The organism is Nocardia sp. NPDC058058 (genome assembly GCF_042885355.1).
GTDB lineage: Bacteria > Actinomycetota > Actinomycetes > Mycobacteriales > Mycobacteriaceae > Nocardia.
Genome location: NZ_JBHVSA010000001.1, coordinates 348,454 through 370,505, shown reverse-complemented (window position 1 = coordinate 370,505; position 22,052 = coordinate 348,454). Strand labels below are relative to the sequence as shown.

Below are 22,052 nucleotides of genomic sequence, written 5' to 3'. Positions count from 1 at the left end.
CAGTCGATTTCACGCCCGCACCGGAGCACCGAGCCGCTCGGCCAGGAATTCCGCCCAGCTCTGCTCGCCGACGGCGCGATCGGGGTTCAGGTTGCCGCCCGCCTTGTAGATCTTGGCCGCCTTGCCCGGAGCCTTCAGGCCCAGGATGGGCCGGCGCTTGCCGACGGCGTCCTGATAGCCGCGCAGCACCTCCCGCATCGAGTAGACCTTGGGCCCGGCCAAATCGGGCACCAGACCCGCGGGCTCGCCCAGGGTCAGGCGCACCAGTTCCGCCGCCACCTCGGCGGCCGCGATCGGCTGGAATCGGAAATCGAAGGCCGGTGCGATCGGCAGCTTGCCCATCGCCTGCACCATGGTGAACAGCAATTCGTGGAACTGGGTGGCGCGCAAGGTGGTCCAGGGCAGACCCGACTCCTGCACCACGATCTCGGCGTCCCGTTTCGAGGCCATGTAGCCGAGCATGGCGCGATCCAGCGCGCTTTCGCAGATCACCCGCTCCGCGCCCACGACCGAAATGTAGACCAGATGCGGAGTGATGCCTGCGGCTTTCGCGGCCGTCACCAGGGCGCGCGCCTTCGCACCGTCGCCCTTCTGGGTGCCCGCCAGATGCAGGATGGTGTCGACGCCCACCACCGCCGTCGCGACGCCTTCGCCGGTCTGCAGATCGCCCGCCACGTATTCGATACCGTCCGCGCCGGTGCGAGCGGTGCGGCTCAGCACCCGGACCCGGACTCCGGCGCGAATCAGCAGCGGGGTGACCAGCGTGCCGAGGGTGCCCGTACCGCCGGTGACCAGAACCGTCTTCGTCATGACAACTCCTTCGTAGCCGTGCCGCGCCTCCCCGTGGTGACGCTCATACCTCTACGACGAAGCAGCCCCGGGAGGTGTGACACGGTGTGACCGGGCGCACGCCGACCCGCGCCTCGTAGGCTGGTCGTATGTCGGATACCTCGATCGAGCGGTTGTGCGATCTGCTCACCGGCCGCCGGGTCGCGGTGCTGACCGGTGCGGGCGTATCCACCGACAGCGGTATTCCGGACTATCGCGGCCCCGATTCCCCGCCCCGCAATCCCATGACCTATCAGCAGTTCACCGGGGATCCCGTTTTCCGGCAACGGTATTGGGCACGCAATCACGTCGGCTGGCGATTCATGGACGCGGCGCGCCCCAATGCCGGGCACCGGGCGCTCGCGCGACTGGAACGCGCCGGAATCGTGCGCGGGGTGATCACCCAGAATGTGGACCTGCTGCACACCAAGGCCGGACAGCGCGCGGTCATCGACCTGCACGGGGTGTACGCCCGGGTGCGCTGCCTGAACTGCTCCGCCCTGCTGTCCCGCATGCGACTGGCCGAACTGCTGGAGGCCGCCAACCCCGGCTTCGCCGAGACCCTCCCGCTCACCGGCCTGGAAGTCGCACCGGACGCCGACGCGGTGGTCGCGGACACCAGCGGCTTCCGCATGGTGGACTGTGCGGTCTGCGGCGGCATGCTGAAACCGGACATCGTCTATTTCGGCGAGTCCGTCCCCGCGCCCCGTGTGGCCCAGGCCTTCTCGCTCGTCGAGGACGCCGATGTCCTGCTGGTCGCCGGATCGTCCCTGACGGTCATGTCCGGACTCCGATTCGCCCGCCGGGCCGCCAAATCCGGCCGCGCCGTGGTCATCGTGAACCGCGGCGAGACCCGCGCCGACGATCTGGCCACATTGAAAATCGAGGACGGCTGCTCGACGGTGCTCAGCGCGGTAGCGGCTCGGCTGACGCCCGCTCCAGCATCCGCAGATAGTGCGCTACCGGTTCGAGTGTGAGCAGGCCGGTGCCCGCACCGGCGAGTTCGGCCGCCGCGGGCAGCAATCGGGCATGCAGCTCCCGAATGAGCGCCTGCTCATCGAGCGCCACCGCCACTCCGGCGAGCAGACACAGCCGCAATTCCAGCAGCAGGTCCCGGGGCGGAACCGGCAGTGCGCGCACTGCGGCGCGCGCCTGCTGCGGCCGGTGCGCCGCGGCGAGCAGCAGCGGCCGCACCCATGGCTCGTGCGCACCCCATTCCGTGCCGGGATCGACCTCGATCGGCATATCGTGCCGTAACCGCAGACAGAGCAGCGCCATCGGAAGCAGGCCCTGTTCGAGCCCGGGCATGGCGGTGCCCGGCGCGGCCGCGGCGGCCGCCCGGTAGGCGGCTTCGGACTCGGCGTACGGGGATGAAATCGATTGCCGCAGTGCGGAATACCATCCGGTGAAGAATCCGGCCAGGGGCAGGCCGTACCGCTCGGCCAGGGCGTCCACCGCCGCCGCGTGCGCATCGGCGGCCTCGAAATCGGCCAGCGCACCGCGGGCTTGAATCAGGATCAGATGACCGAGCACCTCGAAGGTCACCAGGCCGTGCGCGCGGGCCAGTGTCACGAGTTCGATGCCGAGCCGAGCACGCTCGGGAGCCAGCCCCGCCCGATGAAAGCTCTGCATGAACCGCGCGTTCAGTGCCAGCGCGAGCAGTGCCGGACTGTCCGTCTCCCGCGCGATCGCCTCCGCCGCCGCGGCGGCGGCGCGACCACGCGGTGTATCGGTATTGCGCAACTCCAGGGCGATGGCCGCCAGCAACCGGCAGCGCAATTCCGTATCCGCGGCGGGCAACTCACCCAGCGCGTACTCCGCGGCCGCGACCAACTCCAGGGCCGCCGCCGGATCATCGTTATCGGTCCACACCGCGGGGACATCGAACGCCACCACGACCCGGGCGACCAGCTCGGGATCACCAAGTTCGGTCGCGGCCGCGAGAGCTTCCATCCGCCGCTGTCGCGCCAGGGCCAATCGCCCCGTGATCGCCAGCGCCCGAACCGATCCCATGACGGCCTCGAGCCGATCCCGCGCGCCGCTCATATCGCCGTCACCCGCCCCGGTCGCCCGCTCACGAGTCGCCCCGATGCGCTCGTACGCGGTGACCGCCTGTTCCCACCAGCGTGCCGCCTCATGCGGCGCGAAGGCCGATTCGGCCGAAATCGCCGCCGCACGCGCATATTTCGCCGACCGCGCCGCGGTGGCCCTGGTACCCGCCCGGCCGAAATGGTGCGCGAGTCGCGCGGCGTCCACGCCGCCGATCCGCTCCAGCAGCTCCCCGGCGGCCGCATGCCAGCGGGATCGGTGTGCCGCGGAGATATCGCCGTACACCACATCGCGCACCAGCCCGTGCGCGAAAAACATTCGGGCCGAATCCGATTCATCCAGGAATCCGGCGTGCACCGCGGCGTCCAGACCCGCGATCACCGACTCCTCCGCATCCCCTTCGTGTCGCGGCGCGGCGACTCGAACAGCCAGCTCCACCAACAGATCCCGCTCCACCACATCGCCGATGATCGACGCCAACTCCAGCACGGTCCGATCCGATGCCGCGAGCCCGGCCAGTCGGTATCGCAGCACATCGCGCACCCCGGCCGGAACGGCCTCGAGCGCGGTCTCCCCCGTATCGCGCAGCAGCCGCGCCAATTCCCGGGTGAAGAAGGGATTCCCATTGCCCCGCCGCTGAATTCGCGTGATCACCTCCGCGTCGACATCGTGACCGACGACCGCGCGCACCAGTTCCGCGGTCTCCTCGATCAACAGCCCGCCGAGTGACACCCGCTCCGGTTCCGACCGGGCCAGCCGACCCAGCGCGGCGGTCATATCGGCACCCACCTCGGTACTGCGATACGTCCCCACCAGCAGCACCGGACCGGCCGCACCGACCAATATGGTCAGCAGTTCGAGCGTCTCCTCTCCCGCCCACTGCAGGTCGTCGAAAACCACCACGACCGGTCCATGCGCGGCCACCGCCGAGAGCTGGTCCACCGCCGCTCGCTGCGTGAGAAAGCGTGCCACGGCCGGATCTCCGGCATCGACGGGGAGGCCGTCCAGCACAACCGCGCGGTCATCCACTACGGCCGGGCCCCAGTAACTTTCGGCCAGCGCGGTCCCCTCACCGCCGGAGGCGAGGGCTTCGCGACCGGCGCGGGGCGACATCGGACCCTCTGGTCGAGGACCACTTGCGTTCAATCCCGCGACAATTCGAGACCAGGGCCAGTTCGGCGGGGTCCCCGGAACCGCCGGACTCGGCCCCCACCCGCACGCCCAGCCGTCCTTCGCGAGCAGGTCCGAAAGCGCCAGCGCCAGCGCGCTCTTACCGATGCCCTCACCCCCGGAGATCAGCACCAATCGCGAATGAACTTGCTGCGCTACCTCTTCCGCGACTCCGCGCAGGCGGGCCAGCACCTCCGCTCTGCCGACGAATAGTTCACCGCCATGGGGGTTTCGCCCGGCACTCGGGTTCGGAGTGGGTGACAGGTCGACGCTCGACGGGTCGATCGCATCATCATGCGGCTGCCCCGATCCCGGCAATGCCGGTCGCGCAGCACCTTCCGGCTGTTGACCGGTATCGGACGGACGCAGCAGTTCGGGCGATTGCGCGAGCATGGCGGATTCCAGATCGCGGAGCCGGGCACCCGGGTACATACCGAGTTCGTCACGCAGGCGGGTGCGCACCGAGCGAACAGCCGCCAGCGCGTCTACCTGCCTTCCAGAGCGGTACATCGCCAAAGCCATTGTCCACCAAGCTTGTTCCCGGAGCGGGTGGTCGAGCAGGTGGGGTTCCAGGGCGGCGATCGCGGCACTGTTCCGGCCCAGACGCACCAGGGCTTCCGCGCGCTGTTCGACGGCGAGCAGGCGTAATTCATCGAGTCGGGCGATTTCACCCCGGGCCCAGCCCTGGTCGGCGAATTCGGCGTAGGCCGGTCCCTGCCAGAGATCGAGCGCGGTACCGAGGACATCCAGCGCGGCGGGGTGCCGCCCGGCGGCGAGATGTTCGCCGCCCTCGCTCAGCAGTCGCTCGAAGCGACTCGCGTCGACCTGATCGGCATCGAGGCGCACGGCATAACCGGGCGGGACCGTGACCAGCACGCGCGCCGGTTGGCGCGCTGCCCGGCCGGGTTCGAGTGCCCGGCGCAGTGCCGATACGAACGTCTGGATGGCCCCCGTCGCATCGCCCGGCGGCCGCTCCCACAGATCGTCGATGAGCTGGGTGACCGGGACGACCCGGCCCCGGGCGACCAGCAGCCGGGCCAGCACCGCGCGGTGCCGGGGTCCTTTCAAGGGCACCGGGCCATGCTCGTCGGCGGCACGCAGCGGGCCGAGCACTCCGAGGGTCAGCATGTCGACCGGGATTCGATCACGTTGACCGATGCTATCGCTCAGTCGCCGCTGACCGGTTGCTCAGTGCGCCGCGCGATGCTCGGGTCCCGAACGATTCCCGGAAGGAAGTTCCATGACCCCGCGCATTCCCGGCTTCGACTACCAGCGGGTGACCGTCGCCGACGGCGTCGCCCTCACCGTCGCGGTAGCCGGTTCCGGCAGTCCGATCGTGCTGTTGCACGGTTTCCCGCAAACCCATCTGATGTGGCGGCACGTGGCCGCGGACCTGGCAACCGACCACACCGTCATCTGCCCCGATCTGCGCGGCTACGGCGACAGCGATAAACCGGTCGATCGCGATGGCGAGCAGTACTCCAAACGCACCATGGGCAATGACATCGTCGCGCTGGCACAGGCTTTCGGCCATGAGCGGTTCGCGCTGGCCGGACATGACCGCGGCGCGCTGGTCGCGATTCGCACCGCGCTCGACCATCCCGATCGCGTGACCCGGCTGGCATCGCTGGATGTGCTGCCGACGCTGGACATGTGGGATGTCATGCACGGTGTGACGGCCGCGATCGGCTTCCACCTGTATCTCATGGCACAGCCCCCGGGTCTGCCCGAACAGCTCATCGGCGCGAGCCCCGACGCGTTCTTCGCCTACTTCCTCGACGGATGGACCCGGGATCCGCAGGCGATTCCGGCCGATATCCGGGCGGCGTACCTCGCTGCCTGCCGGGCGGCGGTCCCCTCGATCGTGGCCGATTACCGCGCCTCGGCGAATATCGATATCGAGCACGATCGCGCCGATCGCGCGGCGGGCAATACGCTGCGCATGCCGGTGACGGTGCTGCAACAGGATTGGGGTGCGGCGCTCGGCTTCGACGCCCGGGCGCTGTGGAGTGCGTGGGCACCGGATCTACGGCATGAGACCGTCACCTGCGGCCACTTCATGGCGGAGGAGTCCCCCGCCGAAATCATCCGGGCGACAAGGGAACTGATGAAGCGCTAGTTCCTGATCTCCAGTCGGCGCACCAGGTTCACCAGACCCGCGCGCAGGGCGTCCGGATCCTCGGCATCGGACCCGAGCACCATCCGCACCACCTGCGGTACCGCGAACCACCAGGCGGCGAGCGCCGCCACCGCGTACATGAGATATCCGGCGGCCACATCATCGGTGAGCTTGCCCGCGCGCTGGGCGGCGGCGACCGAGGCCACCTTCTCCGCGTAGTGCGAGGCCCGCGCGGACTCCGCGGGCAGCTCGCCGCCCTTCGTTTGCAGCCCTTCCCAGTGCAGCAGCCGCAGGAATTGCGGATGGGTGCGGTGGTAGTCGAAGACATGCCCCGCGTATTCGGCGAGGTCGCCGGCCTTATCGGCGGCCAGCGGGCTGGCGGCGGCGAGCTGGGCCAGCTGATCGGTCAGCACGGCCTCGAACAGTCCCTGCTTATCACCGAAGTACTGGTAGATGCGCTCTTTGTTGATGCAGGCGCGGGCCGCGATGGCCGCCACGCGCGCGCCGTCCGGCCCGCGCTCGGCGAATTCGTACACGGCGGCCTCCAGCAGCCGCCGCTTGGTTCCCTCGGTATCCCACGCCATGCCTGCCATCCAACCATTTCCACAATCTCCAACCGCACGGTTGCGGTTCGACCCACCGATATGCAAGACTCCAACCATACGGTTGCAGTTTCTGAAGGAGGTGGCATCGTGCCGCACTTGCGTTCACGCACGGTCACGCACGGCCGGAATATGGCGGGAGCCCGCGCCCTCATGCGAGCCAGCGGGGTTCCCTCGGCGGATATCGGCCGCAAGCCGGTCATCGCCATCGCGAACAGCTTCACCGAGTTCGTCCCCGGCCACACCCACCTCCAGCCCGTAGGCCGCATCGTCTCCGAGGCGGTGCGCGCGGCCGGGGGCATCGCACGCGAGTTCAACACCATCGCCGTCGACGACGGCATCGCCATGGGCCACGGCGGCATGCTCTACTCGCTGCCATCGCGCGACCTGATCGCGGACTCGATCGAATACATGGTCAACGCGCACTGCGCCGACGCCCTGGTGTGTATCTCGAACTGCGACAAGATCACCCCCGGCATGCTGATGGCCGCCATGCGCCTGAACATCCCGACCGTCTTCGTCTCCGGCGGCCCGATGGAGGGCGGCAAGGCCGTCCTGGTCGACGGCACGGTCCGCAGCCGCCTGGACCTGATCGTCACCATGTCCGAGGCCGTGTCCCCGCTGGTCTCGGACGAGGATATGGCGCTCATCGAGGAAAACGCCTGTCCCACCTGCGGTTCCTGCGCGGGCATGTTCACCGCGAATTCGATGAACTGCCTCACCGAGGCATTGGGCCTGGCCCTGCCCGGCAACGGCACCGTGCTCGCGACCCACACCGCGCGCCGGGCGCTGTACGAGGCCGCCGGCCACACGGTCATGGACATAACCCGCCGGTACTACGACGAAGACGACGACCGCGTGCTCCCCCGAAACCTGGCCTCGCACCGCGCATTCGACAATGCCGTCGCCCTGGACCTGGCCATGGGCGGATCCACCAACACGGTGCTGCACCTACTGGCCGCCGCACAGGAGGCCGGACTGGACTACGGCCTCACCGATATCGAGAAGATGTCATTGCAGGTGCCGTGCCTGTGCAAGGTCGCGCCCAACGGGGACTACCTCATGGAGGACGTGCACCGGGCGGGCGGAATCCCCGCGATCCTGGGCGAATTGGATCGAGCGGGCCTACTGCACCGCGATGTCATCGCGGTGCACTCGAATTCACTCGACGACTGGCTGGGCGCATGGGATGTGCGCGGCGGCAAGGCTTCCCCCGAGGCAATGGAGATGTTCTACGCCGCCCCGGGCGGAAAGCGCTCGGCGACAGCATTCTCCCAATCGGAGCGATGGGACTCGCTGGACACCGACGCCGCCCAAGGCTGCATCCGCGATCGCGCACACGCGTATTCGAGCGACGGCGGATTGGCAGTCCTGCGCGGCAACCTCTCCCCCGACGGCGCGGTGGTCAAATCCGCCGGGGTCGCCGAACACATGCACACCTTCACCGGACCGGCCGTTGTGGCGGAGTCGCAGGAAGACGCCGTCGACGCCATCCTGTCGGGGCGCTTACAGCCGGGCGACGTGCTCGTCATTCGATACGAGGGGCCGCGCGGCGGGCCGGGAATGCAGGAAATGCTTTACCCCACTTCGTATCTCAAGGGTCGCGGCCTGGCGGGCAAATGCGCCGTGATCACCGACGGGCGATTCTCCGGGGGATCCTCGGGACTATCCATCGGTCACATCTCACCGGAGGCGGCCTCGGGTGGGGTGATCGCACTGGTTCGAGACGGCGACGAGGTCACCATCGACATCCCCTCGCGGACAATGTCGTTGCATGTCGGCGATGACGAGCTCGATGGGCGGCGGCTGGAGCTGGAGAGCCGCGGCGGGTATCGACCGGTCGGGCGGGTGCGCGCGGTTTCGGTGGCATTGCGTACCTACGCGTTGATGGCGACATCGGCCGATCGTGGGGCCGTGCGGGATTCGGCACGACTGGAAGCGTTGGAAGGAATGCGCTAAAGATGAAAGGCAGATATTCTGAATAGCTTTGTATCACAATACAATTAAGCTTTCAGGTTCCGCTTTTCCGAAGTAGAATAGAGGCATGAACTCGAGGGAGAAAATCGCAATCGCGGACAGTGTGAACACACTGTCCGCGGCGGTGGACTCCCTCGCCTCGCTGCCACTTATTCCGATGTCGGATAATGACATTGTCGAATTGATGCAGCAGATCGAAACCGCCACCCGCAAACTCGACGCGCTCAAACTCGACCTGGTCGTGCAGACCTGCTCCCGGTCACTGCCCAAGCGGGCGGGCGCGGGGAGCGTGGCGCTGTTTCTGCAACAGACACTGCGGATCTCGCACGGGGACGCGCTGAACCGGTGGCACTGCGCCGAACAAGCAGCCATCTGGCCCCGCGTCGGAGACAACGCCGAGCTGTCCATCCCAGCACCCGTGCTGCCCAATACCGCACTGGCGCAGGAAGAAGGCGCGATCGGGCTCGACCATGTGCGTGTCATCCGCCAGGTCATGGACCGACTCCCGAACAAGGTCACCGCAGAGGATCGCGCCTTGGCCGAAGAGCACCTGGCCCGGCACGCGCGGGCGTTGAACCCGAACCAGCTGCCCAAGATCGGCGATCGGATCCTGGGTCATCTCGATCCGGATGGCACGCTGACCGATGATGCAGACCGTGCACGTATGCGCAGCATGCAGTTGAGCCCACAGGGCTTCGATCTGATGTCCACCATGACCGTGGTGTTGACCCCCGAAGCCCGGGCCGCGATGGATGCGGTGCTGGCCAAGCTCGCCAAGCCGGGTCTGTGCAACCCCGCCGATCCCGAAAGCCCGTTCGTAGTCGATGAGAACCTCGACCCCGAGGTGGTGAAGGCCGCCGCCAAGCGCGATATGCGCACCACGGTGCAGCGTCAGCATGATGCGTTGTTCGCGCTGCTGCACCCGGACTTTCACCCCAACCACCTCGGCTCGCACCGAGGCCTGCCGGTCACCACGATCGTGACCATGAGCATCCACGATGTGGAACGCGCCGCCGGAGTAGCCACTACAGCTACCGGCGGGACTGTGCCTGTGGCTGTCGCGCTGGAAATGGCTGCGCGCAAGAGCAAGACATTCTCGGTCATCACTGATGGTGAGGACATGCCCCTGCACATCGGTCGAGCCCGTTTGGCGAACCCGGCCCAGCGGATGGCGTTGATCGCCACCGAACGCGGGTGCACCCGCCCCGGCTGCACCGCACCCGCCAGCATGGCCGCTGTCCATCATGTGACCGAGTTCGTCAAAGGCGGCCTGACCGATATCGAAAACCTCACCCTGGCATGCGATCACTGCCACGCGTTGGTGAACGACACCCCGACCGGGTGGACCACCATCAAGCTCGGTAAGGGTGCGAAGTTCGCGGGGCGTACCGCGTGGATCGCTCCTGCGCATATCGATCCGACTCGGACACCGCAGGTCAATCACATGCACCACCCGGACGAGTTGATGGCTACCGCCCCGGCAGCGCCACCACTGCCCGCCGCCCGTGCTCGGGCCTGTGCGCCGAACCGGATGCGTCAGCGACCCTGGGTATTGCCTCGCCCGGCTTGCCCAGCCCGGCAATAGGTTCCACCCCTACCTGTATCCACCGTCAGGAGCCTTCCTGCCGGTGCTACAGGCATGTCCGCACGGCCTGCTGGTGCTACAAGGCATCTCCCGCACGGCCTCTGCCAAGTCCGTACGGCTGGGAGCCGGTGTCTCGAGGCCCTCCGGGCCTTCTTTTCTTCTTGTCCAGGCGTCTTTGTCTTTGGGTCTTTTGTCCTTAAATCTCTTGTCTTTGGTTCTTTTGTCTTTAAGTCTCTTGTCTTTAAATGTCTTCAGACCCCCCAAGCCTCCACAACAAATCCAGCCACGGTAGTGGCACTCCCCCCGATATTCAACGCAGCGATCCTCCGAGCCCCATCAACCTGATACTCCCCAGCCTGATCAGTCACCTGCTTGTAAGCATCAAGCAACATCCGAGCCCCCGTAGCCCCCACCGGATGCCCAATCCCGATAAGCCCCCCACCCGGATTAACCGGAAGACTTCCACCCCTACCAATCTCCCCGGACTCAACCGCCTTCCAACTCTCCCCCGGCGACGTAATCCCAAGATGATCAATCGCCATATACTCCGACATCGAGAAGCAATCATGCACCTCCACAGCATCAACCTCGGCGATCTCAGTCAGCCCCGCCCGCCCGAGCGCATCCACCATCGTCTGCCGCACATGCGGAAACACATACGGCTCCGCCGCCGCCACCTCGAACTTCTGCGCGAGCGACAACCCAGCCGTCCGATGCCCCCACCCGGTGATCACCGCATGCTTGGTCGCCCGTAAATCCCTGTGCTGCTCCAGGAATCGATCCGACACCAGAATCAACGCCGCCGCACCATCGGTCATCTGACTGCAATCCTGACGCCGCAGCGGCCCCGCCACCGGCGGATTCGCAACATCATCGGCGGTGAAACTATCTGCGGTATACGACCATTCCCGAGTCTGCGCCAGCGGATTCAACCGCGCGTTGGCGATATTCAGCTCGCTGATCGCATGCAGGTGCGCCGGGTCCAGCCCGTATCGCCGGTCATATTCCTCCGCGACGGCGGCGAACATGGTGGGCCACACCAGATCCGTGTCCTGAGCCTCATGACCGGTCCACGCCGCCGCGCCCATGTACGCCGCAGCCTGGTTACCCGGGACGGTCTTCTCCAGTTCGGCCCCGATCACGAGCGCACAGTCGTACCGCCCGGATTCCAGGTCCGCCATGGCGGCCAGCACCGCCATACTGCCGGAGGCGCAGGCGGCTTCGTGCCGACTCGCGGGAATCCCCCAGAGCTCCGGAAGCACGGTCGCGGGCATACCGCCCAACTGCCCCTGCCCCGTGAACAGCTGCCCGAAGGCATTGCCGACGTGGATGACTTGAATATCGGCGGGGTTGATCCCCGTCTCGGACAACGTCGCTTCGGTCACCGCTTTGACGAGCGCGTCGAACCCGAGTCCGGCGCGATGCCAATTGACGGCGAAGTCGGTTTGGCTGCCGCCGAGAATATGCACGGACACTGTGACTCCTGAATTATGTTGTACCGGATCAGAGTTGGTCGCGAAGCTCGCGGCGGAGCAGCTTGCCGACGGGGTTGCGCGGCAACGCCGCCACGAGCTCCAGTCGTTCGGGCAGTTTGAACGAGGCGACCTCGCGGGACCGCAGATGCGCGACCAGATCGTCCAGCGTGACGGTGGCTCCCGGCGCGGGAACCACGAAGGCGCAACACTTCTCGCCGAGGATCTCGTCCGGATAGCCGACGATCGCCACATCGGTGACGCCGGGATGATCCGAGAGCAAACCCTCGATCTCGGCCGGGGCGATATTCATCCCGCCGCGAATGATGATCTCCTTCACCCGATCGACGAAGCGCAGGTACCGCCCGTCCGGCCCGCAGAGTTCGAAAACGTCTCCACTGCACAGATATCCCTCGTCATCGAAGGGTTCGGCGGTGGCGGTGCCTGGCAGATACCCACCGAATACCGCCGGCCCGCGCAGGCGAAGTTCGCCACGGCCACCCAGTGCGGTGACCGTCTCGCCGGTGACGACGTCGACAAGTTTCACCGCGGTGCGCGCCGCCAGCCGAGTGGACCACTCCACCCCGGGCGCACCGTAATGCGGCAGATGCTGTGCTCGCACAGTCGGATCCGGAATATCAGCGGGTGCGCCGAGCAGGCTCACGCCCTCGTTGGACCCGAAGAAATTGAGCACGTGAATGCCCAACTCCTCCTGCCATCGTCGCACCACGGGCGGGGGCAGCGGCGCACCCCCGGACCCCACGGTGCGCAGTGACGACAGATCAGCGTGCGCGCGCAGACTCTCGTTCTGCAACAGCATGGTCAGCAGCGCGGGCGGCATGCTGGTGTGCGTCACCCGATGTTCGGCGATCTGCGCGAAGAACACCGGCAGATCCAGCGGATGATGCTGCACCAGGTGCCCACCCGCGAGCAGCCAGGGCAGGAACGCACCGGCGAATCCCGCCATGTTCACCATCGGAAATGGATTGAGCACCACCGAATCCGGGGTGATGCCGAGACCGTCCTGCACGCCGCGCGCCACCGCCAGCCAGTCTCCGTGGCAGCGCGGAATACCCTTGGGCGCGGCTTCGGTGCCACTGGTCCAACACACGGTGATGCGGTCGTTGACGGTGACCTGCAACGCTGTTTCATAGTCCCGGAACCGGTCGCGGGCCTGAGTGTCCGCCGGATCGCCCAGCGCCACAGCCTTATCCGGAATCCCGGGGCCGAACGCGAATACCGTCGCACCGCCGTCGGCGACGGACAGCGCCTCCTCCGCCAACTCCCGACCGGAGAGCGTTCCGGCGGTGATGATCGCATCGGCGGCGGTCGCGGCAACGATCCCGGACATCTCATGCCGCCGGTAGGACGCGGGCATGGGCGTGGCGACCGCACCCAAACGCCACAGTGCCAGATACGTGGCGGTGAGCGCGATGGAGTTCGGCAACAGCACGGCGACGGTATCGCCCTGCCTGATACCCTGCGCGAAAAGCACTGCCGCGATATCGATTACGTGATCATCGAGCCCGTGCCAGCTCAGGCTGCGGGGTGCCGCGCCGGTCAGATCCGCCAGATTCGCCGGATCGGTCAGCGCGGACGCGTCCGGCGTCTCGGTGACGCGGCGGCGGAAGACAGCGGGGATCGTCTCGCTCTCCCACCAGCCGCGCTCGAGATAGTCGCGCACCGTGTCCTCCGGATGACAGGGCCGCACCGGATGTCTCGTCCCGGTGGTACGACGCGCACCGGCAAGCGGTGCGGGAGTGGGTGATTCAGCCATGAAGTTCCCTAGTACTCGTAGTTCTTGCTCATGACAGCCGCCGCAGCACGACCGCCGACCCCAGGCCGAGCGCGGCGGGGATGGTCACCAGCGCGTGTTCGCCGTCGCACCGGGTCAGGGCATCGAGCGCCTGGGCGATGAGGATGCCGCCGGTCGCGCCGAGCGGATGCCCGACCGCGACAGCGCCGCCTGATTGATTGACCCGCGCCGGATCAAGATTCAACTCACGTGTGAGCACCAGCGGTGTGACGGCGAAGGATTCGTTCACCTCGACCACGTCGAGGTCCCCGGCGGTAATTCCCGCGCGGCCCAACGCCACCCGGGCAGCGGTCACCGGCGCGGTGAGCAACGGTGAGCGCACTGCGGTCTGAGCCGTACCGACGATGGCGGCCAACGGCTTTCGTCCCAGTGTCCGTTCCGCCGCCGCGTTACCGATCAGCACCGCGGACGCGCCATCGGCGAGCTGCGGCGCGGTGGCAATGGTGTGCAATCCGGCGACGGGACGCGGAGCGTCCGGCAGGCGGCGAGCCACCCGCTCCCACGAGGGGTCCTCCCCGAACAGCGCGGGCAATTCGGCGAACGCCGCCACCGAGGCATCGCCCCGAGCACCCTCATCGGCGTCCAGCACCACCGTGCCGCCCTTGCGGGCCGGAATCACCGCCCCCGAGACCTCCGCAGCAACCGAACGCCGATGTGATTGCACCGCATAGGCATCCAACTCCGGTCGAGTGATCCCGTACGCGGCCGCCGTCAGATCCGCCGACACCCCGATGGTCACGAACCCGGTCCGCTCCCCCAAATCATTGTCCAGAGCGATGGCGGGCCGATCCGACAGCATCGGCACCCGCGACATCGACTCGACGCCACCGGCAACGACAATGTCCACATAGCCCGCCGCAACTCGAGCCGCCCCGGCCTCAACAGCGTCGAGCCCCGAACAACAGAGCCGCGAAACCACCCCGCCCGGAACAGAATCCGGCCAACCAGCCCACAGTGCGGCGGCCCGGGCGATATCCCCGCCCTGCTCTCCCACCGCGGTGCTGACCCCGATCACCATGTCGTCCACCGACTCCGCCGGACACCCCCGCTCACTCAATGCCGAAAGCAGTTGTCCGAGCAGCTCATACGGCGGCAGTTCGGCCAGCGTCCCACCACTTCGCCGCACCCTGCCCCGAGGCAGTCGCACCGCGTCATAAATGAATGCGTCACCCACCGCAGCTCTCCCCGATCTCATTCGAATTCCAATGGCCGACAGTGGTGGCACAGATCAGCGCGTCAGCCATGTTCGATCCCCGCGAGGATCTCGAGGGTGTGCTGCGCGGCCGGATCCTCCGAGGTGGACACCGGCACGATCACCACCTCGTCGGCCCCGGCGTCCCGATACGCGGTGAGCCGGTTCGCGAGCGTGACGGCATCGCCGAACATCCCCACGGTCGCGGGCAATTCGTCGGGAACGGCGGCCAGCACCTCGCGCGGATGAGCCCCGCCGTGCGCCAGTCGCACCACATCGCCGAAGCCCGCCTCCTCGAACATGGCGTCGTAGCCGGGCGCACGCAGATAGCCGACCACCCCGCGCCGAAGCGTGTGCAGCATGTCGGGTGTCGGATCCGCCGCCGCGGTCACCCACACCGAGATCTTCGGGGTGGCACGCCCGGCTTCGGCCGCGAATTCCTTTATGCGCGCGACACATCGGGCAACCTGCGTGGGCGTGACGAGATTGAGCACCACTCGATCAGCCGTACGGGCCGCCGCCGCCAGCGCACGGTCCCCGAAGGCCGCCACGATCAGCTCCGGGCGGAGCCCCTGCGGCGGGGCGGGCAGGCGCAGCCGGTAGCCGCGGATACGTTCGATCTCACCGTCGAAGTCGCCCTTCTCGCCGTCGAGCAACTGCCGCACGATGTGCGCCGACTCCTCCAAATGCACAGCGGTGCGCCGTCTTTCACGCCCGTGCCAGTCCTTCACCACAACCGTGCTCGAGGTGCCGAGCGCGATATCGACGGCCCGCCCGGTGAGGGCGGCGACACTTGCCACACCGATGGCGATGGTCGCCGGAGTCCGGACGTCGACCGCCAGCGGTCCGATACACAGGGGGATTCGACCCGGCGCTTGACCCACGGCCGTGGCGAGAGCGAAGGCGTCGAAGGTTGCCATCTCACCGAGCCACAGCCGGTCGTAGCCGAGTTTATCGGCGGCCTCGGCCACCAGCAGGGCGTCCATGGGGTCGCGGTCCTGCCAGTACGGCAGGCTCACGCTCAATCGTGGATCAGGCACGGGCACAGACCTTTTCAGGCGATCGGCTGGGACGCGGCGCGCATGCGTTCCCCGCTGACCCAGGTGGCGTGGAAGCCGAGCGGTACCCGGGTGGGGATTCCCAACCGGCAGATCGGCCCCTTACTCAGATCGGCGGCGTGGTAGATCCAGACCTCGGACAGCCCCGTGTGATTGTTGTGGGCGAACATGGTCAAGTAGGCGTCGTCCTCGGATGTCGCGCCGGGGCGCGGAACCACGGTGAGCTCACTGCCGTACATGCCATCGCCGAACGGCGCGGTTTCCTTTGTGCCGGTGAGCAAGTCGTACTTGATGACGGCATCGAAGATCATGGTCCGATCCACCGACAGTCGCATCTGATACGAGTATCGCCCGCGCTGCCCGGTGATCCCCTGATCGATCGCAGGAAATTCGGTATTCACGTCATCGAGGGGCGTTTCGGTGGTGACCCCGGTCCGGAGATTGAAGGTGTACCGGTGCAGTTTGGCTTCGGGCCGCAGATACGCGAGCAACTGCGCCAGCGGATGCGCGCGATCGGAGACCGGGCTGGGCTCGGTGACCCGGCATACGATGAGCACGATCTCCTCGCCCTCCTCCCACGAGTTGACCGTGTGATAGATGTACCCGGGCGCGGCCTCGAACCATTTCGCTTCCGCCCCAACGCCATAGCGCGGGATCACCGCGAACCGGCTCGGCAGCTCGCGATCGAAGAAGATCTTGAATCGCCCGGCGGCAGCCGCGCGCGGATCGTTGTACAGCGGCAGATCCATCAGGATGGAGTAGTTCTCGGTGATCGCCATATCGTGCGGCAGCCGCGGTCCGGGCAGCTCCAGCCCCGTGAAGTGGGTGACCTTGCCGGTCGGATCCGCGACGCCGTAGCGCAGGTACGGGGCATTGATGCCGTAGTCGAAGAACAGGAATTCCTCGGTGCGCTCATCGACCTTGGCGTGCGCCGAAACCTCGCCCGGCAGTGTGCCATTGAAGTCGTCGACTCCGCGCGTCTCGAGGCTCACCGGATCGATCGAATACGGCTTGCCCGCGCGGTACCAGAGCGCGAGCAGGTTGCCGTGGTGGTAGATGACATCGGTATTGGCGGAGTTGCGTTCGCGCCGATCCCCGGCGGGGTTCCCGTCCCAGGGCTCGATCACCCCGCGCCACAGCGCGGTTCCGGCCGATCGCTCGGCATCGAATTCGGCGGTGCGAATGTACCGATTGCGATACGTGGCCCGCCCGTTCTCGAAGTGCACCGCGTGCAGCATGCCGTCGCCGTCGAACCAGTGATACCGGCCCAACGGCGCGAACTGCGGATTCGGACCGTTGCGTACATACACCCCGTCGAGGTCCACGGGCAGTTCCCCGGCCAGCACCGTGAGGTCGGTGGCGGTGATCTCGTCGGACTGCGCGGCGTAGGGACCCTCCAGGTACGGATTGGTCAGCGCCTCGGCGGCGGGAGCGATGAGTTCTTCATTGAGCGGCATGAGCGGCGCCTCCAGCAGCCGGGCTCGAACGGCCCGGCGAATTTCACTACAGTTAATGAAGTGATACGCGTCTCAACGAGAGCTGTCAAGGCCCGACGGCCGCCCTCAGCCCTGCGAAACCCGCGCGGTGGCCGCTTCGAATCGCACATCGGTCCGGGTCAATTCGGCCTCGCAGCCCCGGCAGCGCAGCGCCGGAATCAACACCGCACCGCACTCCCGATGGTGGATCCGCAGCCCGGGTTCGGGCTCGGGATGCGCGTGATCGGCCCAGGCCAACAGGAACGCGAACACCCCGAACAGCGCTCGCCCGCGCGGGGTCAGCCGGTACTCACGCGCATCGGTCTCGGGCCGGTGCAGAATGCCCGCCTCGACCAGCCGGGTCAGTCGTTCGGTCAGCGTGGTCGGCGACATATGCAGTGCCGCACGGAATTCCGAGAATCGCCGCACGCCCGCCAGCGCCAGACCGGTGACCGCGGCGCTCCAGCGATCACCGATCGCCTCCATGATCTCGTCGAAGCGCGCGTCGTCACCGGCGGGCGCGGCCGCGCGTGCCGAACGCCTGCGCCCGGAGGTGATGTGCCACAGCGCATCCCGATCCAATTCGACATCGGTGTCATGCGGCGTCACGGTGCGCCCGCAGCTCTTGCACATCACCACCGGCGGCCCGCGATGCCCGCATTCGGTGTGTACGAACTCGGGCAGCAGCGCCCATTCGGCTGTCCACTCCCGTTGCCAGGACCATACGCAGACCAGGATCTGCCAGGTGCCGAGCCCCAATTCGGTGAGCCGGTATTCGCCGCGATCGCGGTACAGCACCCCGGCATCGACGAGCGCCGCCAGCCGTGCGGTGAGCACGGCCGGCGGCGCGTTCGTCCTGTCACTCCAGTGGTGGAATCGCCGGGCGTGCTCGACGAAGGCCAGACGCAGAATGGTGAGCGTCAGGCGGTCGCCGAGCAGGTCGAAGGTGGCGGCCACGGAGTTCTTGTGCACTTCAATAACTGTACTGGATCACCGTACGGATAGTGTTTCCAGCTCGCGGGACACCGCCTCATCGTGCGCGGCCGCCGCTTCCGCCGCCTTCTTCGGGCTCCAGAAACCGGACATGAAGAACACGAACGGCAGGAACGCGATCTGCGCGACCAGGCAGATCCACCACCAGGTCCGCCACTGCTTGGGCGAATCGATCGCCGCCTGCTGCGCGTCCTTGGCATGGTCGGACAGGAATGCCAGATCATCGGCCGGAATCGCGCTGACCGCCTTGAGTTCATTGCTGGCGGTGGTCAATTGCGGACCCACCTGCGAGGCGACGGCGAGATCGTTCACCGGAACCTTCTGTGCCGCTTGAATTCTGGCGATGGCCTGATCCGGCGGAATGCTGAACTTCTGCGCGACCTGACTCACCGCGGTGGCGGCACTGGCCTGATCGGCCGGATTGATCAGCATCTTGGTCAGCACCGCCGGATCGATGGCCTGAAGGGTGGCCAACTCCTGCGGATACTTGGCATTGAGCGCGACCGTGGTCTGCACATCGGCGGCCGAGGCACCGGTCAATTTCACCAGTGCGGTCACCTGAGCGGCGGCATCATTCGGATTGGCACCGAGCTGGGCCATGGTATCCGTGCCGACTTTCTGAATGGTGGCCAGCTCATTATGGTATTTGGCCGAAATTGTTTGCAGCCGTGGGCCGTAATTCACCAGCGTGCCCGCCGCGGTCACCACCAGCAGCAATCCGAGCAGTACGAATGTCACCACCGTGCGCAGAATGCCGCCCCACACCGCGAGCCCCGCGACGGTCGCCGCCGGATTCCGGTTCTCCACCGTCTCGGTGTAGCAGGCCATCCAGGTCGCGTAGCAGATACCGCTGCCCACCGCGATCAGGCTGAGCACCGCGGCGAAGGTGTAGTAGTCGGTACCCGGTTTATCGGTATAGCCCAGGAATATGAACACCCCGATGATGCTGATGACGGCACCGAAGAGCATGAACGGTTTTCGGACCTTCAGGTAATCGGAGATGATGCCCGTCAGCACCAGCGACACCGCATTGGCGATCCAATACCAGTTGCCCATCGCATTGGCCTGCTGTGCGGTGAACCCGAAGTTCGTCGCCATGTACACCGGCAGGAACGACACGATGGTGTAGAAGAACGCCAGGAATATCGAGATGGCGAATGCCGATCCGACGATATTGAAGCGCATCATCTGTTTCCACTGATCGCGCTCGAGGCTCTCCACATCGAGCCCGCGCGCGCGGGCCTCGATGAGCGCCTTATCGCGCATGGACACCATGATCTGATCGCGCAGCGCCGGGCTGAGTTCGCGCAATCCGACCACGCCGAGAATGGAGATGACCACGCAGATGGCGCCGCACAACCGGTAGTGGAACTGCCAATCCGGATGCGCGGACAGGGTCTGGGTGGAGATCTCGGTGGTCACCAGCGCGCCGAGCACCGGTCCGAGGGTCCAGAAGCCCATGGCCGAGGCGCGGCCCAGCTGCGGTGAGAAGTCGCGCACCAGGGCCGGGGTGGCCACCAGCACCGCGCCTTCCACGATGCCGATCACGCAGTAGACGATCAGGTACGCCTCTTTGGTGGTGCAGGCGGGCACCGCGATCAGCGTGAGCACCGAGCAGATCACCGTGCCGTAGGCGACGATATTGGCCCGCCCCCACCGGTCCAGCAGCCCGGCGATGACCGAGGCGACCGCGCCGAACGCCGCACCGGCGATGAAGATGCCGACGAAATACGCGAAGGACAGGTGGAAATAGGCGATGAGCTCATTGCCCACCGCGCCCGAGACGAAGAGCTGGTAGTAGAGGGCGACCGAGACGATCACCACCAGGAAGAGATACCAGGACCGGGTACGGTTGTCCGGGTAGTGCGGAATCTTGCGCTGCCACAGCCCGGTCAACAGCGTCGGTGCTATCGGACCGGGGGCGGTCGAAGTCGAACTCATGATCGAAATGCCTTTCTGACCACGGCATTTCGTGTGACCGGAAGACCCATCAAGATGCGCCACGAGCTGCCGAGGTGATCACAGGGTAACGGCCACAAGTGATCGGCATCACTGTTATAGAAATACGTGTTTATTCGGTCCCGGCACGGAAGTAGAGGGTGTTGGAACCGTGTTCGGCCAGCGGTCCGGCCTCGGCGGCCTGGCGGATACCGCTGCCCGGCAGGCTGGTGAGTTTGGTGAACATGGTGGTATTGCCGAACGCGGAGCGCACCTGGGTTTCGGAGGCGTAGTCCGCGCCGTATTCCGCGAGTGCCTTGAAATCCAAGGGGGCGAGCGGCTTTTCGAGCGGAATCTGCCCGGCCGGAAGACCGAGCGCGGCGTACTGGATGGCGGAACCGCCCTCGTACCAACAGAGTTCGTACGACATGTTCTCGGTGGTGGCGACGCTGACCACCGGCCATTCCTGGGAAAGCCGCAGGGCCAGTGGATGTTTGCCGACCGGGGCGATTTCCCAGTTCAGGCTCTTCACCGAAACCCAGTGTTCGGAAACCTTTTCGATCAGGACCACGTCCTCGCCGAGGCGTTCGGCGCGATTGGCTTCGGGGTCCGGTGTGCTCCAATGCTTTTCGTCCACACCGAGGTAGGCGGTGCTGGGCACGGCCTGCGCGCCGTCGGCGGAATACGCCGCGAGAATGGCGGCGCGCACCAGGGTGACGGCATTGCGCGAGGAACAGCGCACCCCGAGCGCACCGAACGAGGTGCTGATCTCCATCGGCTTGGACGGCTGATCCGGCATGGCGCCGGCGGCGAGCGGTTTGAGGCCGATCAGCGCGAGCTGCCAGTTGACCTCTTCGATGGTCGCCAGGTCACCGGAGGTTTGGTACAGAATCTGCTGCTGGGTCAGATACCCGGCGCGCTCCAGGGTGGCGACTTCCAGCTTTCGCAGCGCCGTGACGGTCTTGCTGGTGAACCCGATGTCCTCGACTCGGATCTCCCGCAACCGCTGCGCCATGGCCGGTGAGGTGACCGCGGCATAGCGCTCGCGATACATGGCGATGGCCGGTTTGCGCTGACGACCCACCATCAGCGTGCGCAGCAGCGTATTGAGACTGGAGAGATAGCGCGCGGCCTGTTCCGGATCGGCGGCGAAGAGCTGGGCGCGAATGCTGACCGCGTCCGAACTGGCCGCGACCGCGGCATTGGGGTCCAGGCGCAACAGCCACACACCGCATTTGGCGAGTGCGTCGGCGCAGACGGCGGCGGCATTGGGGTAGTTGTACGCCACCTGCCGATAGGCATTGCACGCGTTGCGAATGGTGGAGGTCGCCAACTCGCGGTGGCCGATGGTGCGGGCGGCCTCCTCGAATAGTCGCAGCGCGTCCTGCACCTGCCCCGCGAAGATCGCGTTCACATGTCCGGCGGTGAGCCAGCGCAGCCGCAGCAGTACGGCCTCCTGCGCGGGTTCCAGTGCCGAGGCGGACAGATCACGCTGTGCCGGATCGCTTTTGGTGGCAATGAGGCCGCGGGCCAATTCGCACAGGGTGGTGGCTAGGGCCAGTTCGGCTTCGGGCGAACGGTCGCGGGCGGCCGCTCTATCCGTAGCCACCTGGCGCTCAATGGCGCTGAGATCCATTGCGACCTTCAAACTCCCGCATCAACCGTGCGCGTGCGATCTCCTTGCCGACCGCCCTGCGCGTTTGCGCCGAGTCTGCCATAGATTGCCCGCGCGGGTCACGCGAGTGCCGGTATGACCGGATTGCTCGGGTGTGCCGCGC

At 66.7% G+C, this 22,052-nt stretch carries 15 protein-coding genes; 4 read left to right on the top strand and 11 right to left on the bottom strand.

Going from position 1 to position 22,052, the window contains the following annotated elements:
- Window positions 1-9: 9 nt before the first annotated feature.
- Entirely contained in the window at window positions 10-810 is an 801-nt protein-coding gene (locus ACFVUS_RS01595) for an SDR family oxidoreductase (protein WP_387761187.1), read from the bottom strand.
- A gap of 128 nt (window positions 811-938) precedes the next feature.
- Here ACFVUS_RS01595 and ACFVUS_RS01590 point away from each other — a divergent pair, with 128 nt between their 5' ends.
- On the top strand, window positions 939-1,805 hold the full coding sequence (locus ACFVUS_RS01590) for an NAD-dependent protein deacetylase (protein ID WP_387761186.1): 867 nt from the start codon (window positions 939-941) through the stop codon (window positions 1,803-1,805).
- Here ACFVUS_RS01590 and ACFVUS_RS01585 read toward each other — a convergent pair.
- Window positions 1,735-5,175, bottom strand: coding sequence for a BTAD domain-containing putative transcriptional regulator (locus tag ACFVUS_RS01585; RefSeq protein ID WP_387761185.1), 3,441 nt, complete (start codon window positions 5,173-5,175; stop codon window positions 1,735-1,737). The genes ACFVUS_RS01590 and ACFVUS_RS01585 overlap by 71 nt on opposite strands.
- A 112-nt stretch (window positions 5,176-5,287) precedes the next feature.
- Here ACFVUS_RS01585 and ACFVUS_RS01580 point away from each other — a divergent pair, with 112 nt between their 5' ends.
- Entirely contained in the window at window positions 5,288-6,166 is an 879-nt protein-coding gene (locus tag ACFVUS_RS01580) for an alpha/beta fold hydrolase (RefSeq protein ID WP_387761184.1), read from the top strand.
- Here the strand turns inward: ACFVUS_RS01580 and ACFVUS_RS01575 are convergent.
- The gene (locus ACFVUS_RS01575) at window positions 6,163-6,750 is read right to left on the bottom strand and encodes a TetR family transcriptional regulator (RefSeq protein ID WP_387761183.1); all 588 of its coding nucleotides are present in this window, start codon (window positions 6,748-6,750) and stop codon (window positions 6,163-6,165) included. The genes ACFVUS_RS01580 and ACFVUS_RS01575 overlap by 4 nt on opposite strands.
- A 108-nt stretch (window positions 6,751-6,858) precedes the next feature.
- Here ACFVUS_RS01575 and ilvD point away from each other — a divergent pair, with 108 nt between their 5' ends.
- Together ilvD and ACFVUS_RS01565 are read left to right on the top strand one after the other, a co-directional pair.
- Complete coding sequence (gene ilvD / locus ACFVUS_RS01570) at window positions 6,859-8,727, top strand: dihydroxy-acid dehydratase (protein ID WP_387761182.1); 1,869 nt, start codon at window positions 6,859-6,861, stop codon at window positions 8,725-8,727.
- An 85-nt stretch (window positions 8,728-8,812) separates the two neighbouring features.
- Complete coding sequence (locus ACFVUS_RS01565) at window positions 8,813-10,330, top strand: DUF222 domain-containing protein (RefSeq protein ID WP_387761181.1); 1,518 nt, start codon at window positions 8,813-8,815, stop codon at window positions 10,328-10,330.
- A 251-nt stretch (window positions 10,331-10,581) separates the two neighbouring features.
- Here ACFVUS_RS01565 and ACFVUS_RS01560 read toward each other — a convergent pair whose 3' ends face one another.
- The 8 genes from ACFVUS_RS01560 to ACFVUS_RS01525 all read right to left on the bottom strand — a co-directional run bounded on the left by ACFVUS_RS01560 (window position 10,582) and on the right by ACFVUS_RS01525 (window position 21,883).
- Window positions 10,582-11,799 carry an acetyl-CoA acetyltransferase gene (locus tag ACFVUS_RS01560; RefSeq protein ID WP_387765347.1) on the bottom strand — a complete coding sequence of 406 codons (1,218 nt, stop codon included), beginning with the start codon at window positions 11,797-11,799 and terminating at the stop codon, window positions 10,582-10,584.
- Between the two features lie 34 nt (window positions 11,800-11,833).
- Window positions 11,834-13,579 (bottom strand): class I adenylate-forming enzyme family protein, encoded by a 1,746-nt coding sequence (locus ACFVUS_RS01555; RefSeq protein WP_387761180.1) that lies wholly within the window; start codon window positions 13,577-13,579, stop codon window positions 11,834-11,836.
- Window positions 13,580-13,607: 28 nt separating this feature from the next.
- Complete coding sequence (locus tag ACFVUS_RS01550) at window positions 13,608-14,792, bottom strand: acetyl-CoA C-acyltransferase (RefSeq protein ID WP_387761179.1); 1,185 nt, start codon at window positions 14,790-14,792, stop codon at window positions 13,608-13,610.
- A 62-nt stretch (window positions 14,793-14,854) separates the two neighbouring features.
- Window positions 14,855-15,850, bottom strand: coding sequence for an LLM class F420-dependent oxidoreductase (locus ACFVUS_RS01545; protein WP_387761178.1), 996 nt, complete (start codon window positions 15,848-15,850; stop codon window positions 14,855-14,857).
- Between the two features lie 14 nt (window positions 15,851-15,864).
- Entirely contained in the window at window positions 15,865-17,325 is a 1,461-nt protein-coding gene (locus ACFVUS_RS01540) for a carotenoid oxygenase family protein (protein WP_387761177.1), read from the bottom strand.
- A 105-nt stretch (window positions 17,326-17,430) separates the two neighbouring features.
- A complete protein-coding gene (locus tag ACFVUS_RS01535) occupies window positions 17,431-18,315 on the bottom strand; it encodes a winged helix-turn-helix transcriptional regulator (RefSeq protein WP_387761176.1) in 885 nt (294 codons plus the stop codon).
- Between the two features lie 18 nt (window positions 18,316-18,333).
- Window positions 18,334-20,277: an MFS transporter gene (locus ACFVUS_RS01530; protein WP_387761175.1), complete on the bottom strand. Its 1,944-nt coding sequence runs from the start codon at window positions 20,275-20,277 to the stop codon at window positions 18,334-18,336.
- Between the two features lie 130 nt (window positions 20,278-20,407).
- Window positions 20,408-21,883 carry a hypothetical protein gene (locus tag ACFVUS_RS01525; protein ID WP_387761174.1) on the bottom strand — a complete coding sequence of 492 codons (1,476 nt, stop codon included), beginning with the start codon at window positions 21,881-21,883 and terminating at the stop codon, window positions 20,408-20,410.
- Between the last annotated feature and the right edge of the window lie 169 nt (window positions 21,884-22,052).

What these genes read in the sequence shown, in the direction of transcription:
- ACFVUS_RS01595 (WP_387761187.1), bottom strand. Translation starts at nt 810, where the DNA reads ATGACGAAGACGGTTCTGGTCACCGGCGGTACGGGCACCCTCGGCACG.
- ACFVUS_RS01590 (WP_387761186.1), top strand. Translation starts at nt 939, where the DNA reads ATGTCGGATACCTCGATCGAGCGGTTGTGCGATCTGCTCACCGGCCGC.
- ACFVUS_RS01585 (WP_387761185.1), bottom strand. Translation starts at nt 5,175, where the DNA reads ATGCTGACCCTCGGAGTGCTCGGCCCGCTGCGTGCCGCCGACGAGCAT.
- ACFVUS_RS01580 (WP_387761184.1), top strand. Translation starts at nt 5,288, where the DNA reads ATGACCCCGCGCATTCCCGGCTTCGACTACCAGCGGGTGACCGTCGCC.
- ACFVUS_RS01575 (WP_387761183.1), bottom strand. Translation starts at nt 6,750, where the DNA reads ATGGCGTGGGATACCGAGGGAACCAAGCGGCGGCTGCTGGAGGCCGCC.
- ACFVUS_RS01565 (WP_387761181.1), top strand. Translation starts at nt 8,813, where the DNA reads ATGAACTCGAGGGAGAAAATCGCAATCGCGGACAGTGTGAACACACTG.
- ACFVUS_RS01555 (WP_387761180.1), bottom strand. Translation starts at nt 13,579, where the DNA reads ATGGCTGAATCACCCACTCCCGCACCGCTTGCCGGTGCGCGTCGTACC.
- ACFVUS_RS01540 (WP_387761177.1), bottom strand. Translation starts at nt 17,325, where the DNA reads ATGCCGCTCAATGAAGAACTCATCGCTCCCGCCGCCGAGGCGCTGACC.
- ACFVUS_RS01530 (WP_387761175.1), bottom strand. Translation starts at nt 20,277, where the DNA reads ATGAGTTCGACTTCGACCGCCCCCGGTCCGATAGCACCGACGCTGTTG.